The 3,063-nt window shown below is 59.5% G+C and carries 6 protein-coding genes; 5 read left to right on the top strand and 1 reads right to left on the bottom strand.

Annotated features, from left to right (window positions below):
- On the bottom strand, nt 1-180 hold a 180-nt coding region (locus tag CXF87_RS22050; protein WP_232774903.1), incomplete at its 3' end, for a hypothetical protein.
- A gap of 132 nt (nt 181-312) precedes the next feature.
- On the opposite strand from CXF87_RS22050, the gene CXF87_RS11765 reads away from it, so the two are divergent.
- From CXF87_RS11765 to CXF87_RS11745, 5 genes are read left to right on the top strand one after another with little or no spacing between them, the layout of a single operon-like run.
- On the top strand, nt 313-1,254 hold the full coding sequence (locus tag CXF87_RS11765; RefSeq protein ID WP_101146749.1) for a DnaT-like ssDNA-binding domain-containing protein: 942 nt from the start codon (nt 313-315) through the stop codon (nt 1,252-1,254).
- 22 nt (nt 1,255-1,276) lie between these two features.
- Nucleotides 1,277-1,888 (top strand): replication protein P, encoded by a 612-nt coding sequence (locus CXF87_RS22045; protein WP_101146748.1) that lies wholly within the window; start codon nt 1,277-1,279, stop codon nt 1,886-1,888.
- Nucleotide 1,889: 1 nt separating this feature from the next.
- The gene (locus tag CXF87_RS11755; RefSeq protein ID WP_101146747.1) at nt 1,890-2,411 is read left to right on the top strand and encodes a KilA-N domain-containing protein; all 522 of its coding nucleotides are present in this window, start codon (nt 1,890-1,892) and stop codon (nt 2,409-2,411) included.
- Entirely contained in the window at nt 2,408-2,728 is a 321-nt protein-coding gene (locus CXF87_RS11750; protein ID WP_101146746.1) for a MarR family winged helix-turn-helix transcriptional regulator, read from the top strand. Before CXF87_RS11755 ends, CXF87_RS11750 begins: the two co-directional genes overlap by 4 nt.
- Nucleotides 2,725-2,982, top strand: a complete 258-nt coding sequence (locus tag CXF87_RS11745) for a hypothetical protein (RefSeq protein ID WP_101146745.1) — start codon at nt 2,725-2,727, stop codon at nt 2,980-2,982. Before CXF87_RS11750 ends, CXF87_RS11745 begins: the two co-directional genes overlap by 4 nt.
- The last annotated feature ends 81 nt before the right edge of the window (nt 2,983-3,063 follow it).

Genomic DNA, 3,063 nt, shown 5'->3' with positions numbered 1-3,063 from the left:
TTGATCAAGACTCCGGTAATACGCAGCCAACTCGCGGTGAAGGTCAATGAGGTTTTTCGCAACGATCTTTCCTGCATCCCTGCCAAGAATGGAATGCCCTGAAAGGGAGTTGGCCTTGATGAGTTCTAGCACAGCCTCATGCGCTGCTTCGTTAGCGTTATCGGATAGCGCTCCGTTCATGGGTAAAGCTCCTGTCTTGATGTGTGGAAACTTCAGGCTAACAGAGCTTTGCCTTGTGGCGGCGGCGAGTGCCGAGCTCTTTGGTTGTAAGCGTTCTTTCATGGTTTTTTATTCAGGGGGAGGTGCGTAGCCGTGCAATACCTCGTCTCTATCAACCAAACCAAGGCGCTGGAATGGGGCTTGAATGCACAGCAGGCCATGCTGTTTGCGTTCCTGCACCAGGTGCCTACGTGGGCGGATTCCCGCGAGATAGACGGCGTTGTGTGGTTCAACATCGGCAAGGGCAAGGTGATCGAAGAGCTGCCCCTGCTGACCGACAAGCCCGACACCGTTTACCGCCTGATGAAGCAGCTGCGCACCGCTGGCCTGATCTGCATGACCAGCTGTGACAACAAGACCTACATCCATCTAACCGAGAAAGCGAAGGGCTGGAACCGCGTGCAGGGGTCGGAAAAAAATCCGACCTCTAAGGCCAATGCTAAAGGGTCGGAAAAAAATCCGACCCACGGAAAAATATCCGAGAAGGGTCGGAAAAATATCCGAGAAGGGTCGGAAAAATCTCCGACGTATCAAGATACCAAGATCATAAACCCCTCTCTCTCTGGCGCGGACGAATCTCAGCCAACCGTGTTCGAGCGTGCTGCCCAGCAAGCCGACGACGGCGAACCCGCTGGCGCTGACGCAAACCAACCCCGCAAAACCGCGATGATGCTGGAATGGGAACCAGAGCCGGAAACCTACGCCACTGCCTGCTGGCAGCGTGGGCTAGCCCCAGACGCCAACGTTCACGATGCGCTGATCGATTTCCGCGAGCACTTCGCCGCGCAGCCTGCCCGCACCAACACCCACGCCGATTGGACCCGCCGCTTTGTGCGCTGGGTAGCCGAGAACGCCAAGCGCCAGCAAACCGCCCTGACCGCCACCACCGGAGGCAACGCCCATGCAAACCGCCGCGAATCTACTCCCAAGCGCCGTATCACAGCTCAGGAAGCGCGAGCAGCCGCCGAAGGCAGAGCGCCAGCAAGCCCAGGGCGAACGCTCGAAGGCGAGTGGTCCAGCGCTGACCGCTTCTGAGATCGACAACCTGTTCAACGCCATGGGTGAGCTGTACGGCAGCAAGTTTGTCAGCCAGTGGGGTGCGTTTGATGAGACCGGTGCGTGGTGGGCAGAGCTGCAGCATGTCCAGCCTGCGCAGTTGGCGCTAGGTCTCCGCCGTTTGCGCCAGCAGATTCAGGACGCCGCTCGGGCGAATGACGAAGCGTGGCCACCCACGCCGATTGCCTTTGCCGCACTCTGCCAGCCGAAACCGGAAGACCTAGGGCTGCCGAGCGATGCCGAGGCATGGCGCGAAGCCACCGGAAACGCGCACCAGCCTAGCCGCCACCGCTGGAGCCATGAAGCCGTGCGCATGGCAGGGCAAGCCGTTGGCTGGTGGGATCTGACCCATGGCGGGGGCGAAACCCGCACCGACCGACTAGAACGCCGCTTCCGGAAAGAGTACGCGGCACTGGTTAACCGCGTCATGAGCGGCGAGCAGCTACAGCCCCGCACACTGATCGGCCACGACAGCCAGTTGAACCGCGCAGAGCTAGCCGAACGCGCCAGCCGTGAAGCCGCACAGCAACAGGCAGAGGCGGCGGGCATGCCGCACCGAATGAATTCAGAGCAGGGGATGCGCTCGCTACGCGCTGCCCTGGGAGGTCGTTGAGATGAAGAGCGTCATTCCGATTGAGCGTGAGTACGAAGGCTTGCCGGTGAGCTTCAGCGTTGAGGGCTGGATCAATGCTACTGAGATCGCTAAGCGGTTTGGTAAGCGGCCGGTTGATTGGTTAAAGCAAGATGAAACGCGTCAATACTTGGCGGCTCTGGGTGAGGCGCTTACATGTGATCCTGAGTCACTTGTAACAACTAGTCGCGCCCGCTCGGATCGCGGTGGCGGTACCTGGATGCACCCAAAGCTAGGCGTAGCGTTTGCTCGTTGGCTCGACCTGCGTTTTGCAGTTTGGTGCGACCTGCGCATTGATGAACTGTTGCGCGGTGAAGTGAGCGCACAGCAGCAGTTCGATAAGGCCTGCGAGGCGCTGGAAGATCGGCGGGGCCTCGCTAGCGCTCAAGGGCGTGGGCTGGCGCAGTGGAAATACGAAAAGCACCCCCTAGAGGCCCGCGTTGAATACTGGAAGCGTGAGCTGCAGATGTCATTACCACTAACCGCTAGCGAGGTTTCAGCATGAATACCGCCTTTCAACCCAGCGGCAATGAAGTGAAGCACGCCGCGTTTACCGAGCACCGCCGTAGCGGGCGCCTTAAATCGACGCAGGGCGTGGTGATCGCTGCGCTGGTTAGCCAGGGGCCGATGACACGCAACCAGCTAGCGGAGGCAACCGGCTTGCCGCTATCCAGTATTTGCGGCCGCTGCCGTGAGCTCCTCGATCTTGATTATATCGAGGTGGCGGGCATGAGCGCCGATTCCCCCGCGCGCCAGGTGTTGGGGCTTACTGAGAATGGTAGGGCGCTGGCGGTGGTAGCAGCTAAGGGGGTGGCGTCGTGAAGGTTAAAAAGGATTACGTCATCGTGATTGATCAAGTTATCGCGGAAGCGTGGTTTAGCGGTGTCAGTGATGAGGCGTGGGATGGCAACCCGCATGCGCCCAGCACTCAAGACCCAGAGCTTGCAGCTCGCTGGCAGAGCTTTGCTGCAGCTAACAAAGAGCTAAAAGCACTTGTTAGCGAGTACCCATCTACCCGGTTCCGTCTTGATGTTCTCGAACCAATGAGCGAGGGCCCAGACAATGCCAACCCTTAAGCCCATCGACCACCAAAACATCGTGTTGCGCTTGCTGGCGCGTTCAGCCGCGTGTGACGCTCAGCACTTAGCCACGCTGGC

This window comes from Halomonas sp. MES3-P3E (genome assembly GCF_002836035.1).
GTDB lineage: Bacteria > Pseudomonadota > Gammaproteobacteria > Pseudomonadales > Halomonadaceae > Vreelandella > Vreelandella arctica.
Note: the sequence above shows the minus strand (reverse complement) of the source record. Positions and strands in the feature narration are given on the sequence as shown.

Excerpts from the sequence above, each read along its gene's own strand:
- CXF87_RS22045 (WP_101146748.1), top strand. The coding sequence starts at position 1,277 with ATGGGTGAGCTGTACGGCAGCAAGTTTGTCAGCCAGTGGGGTGCGTTT.
- CXF87_RS11755 (WP_101146747.1), top strand. The coding sequence starts at position 1,890 with ATGAAGAGCGTCATTCCGATTGAGCGTGAGTACGAAGGCTTGCCGGTG.
- CXF87_RS11750 (WP_101146746.1), top strand. The coding sequence starts at position 2,408 with ATGAATACCGCCTTTCAACCCAGCGGCAATGAAGTGAAGCACGCCGCG.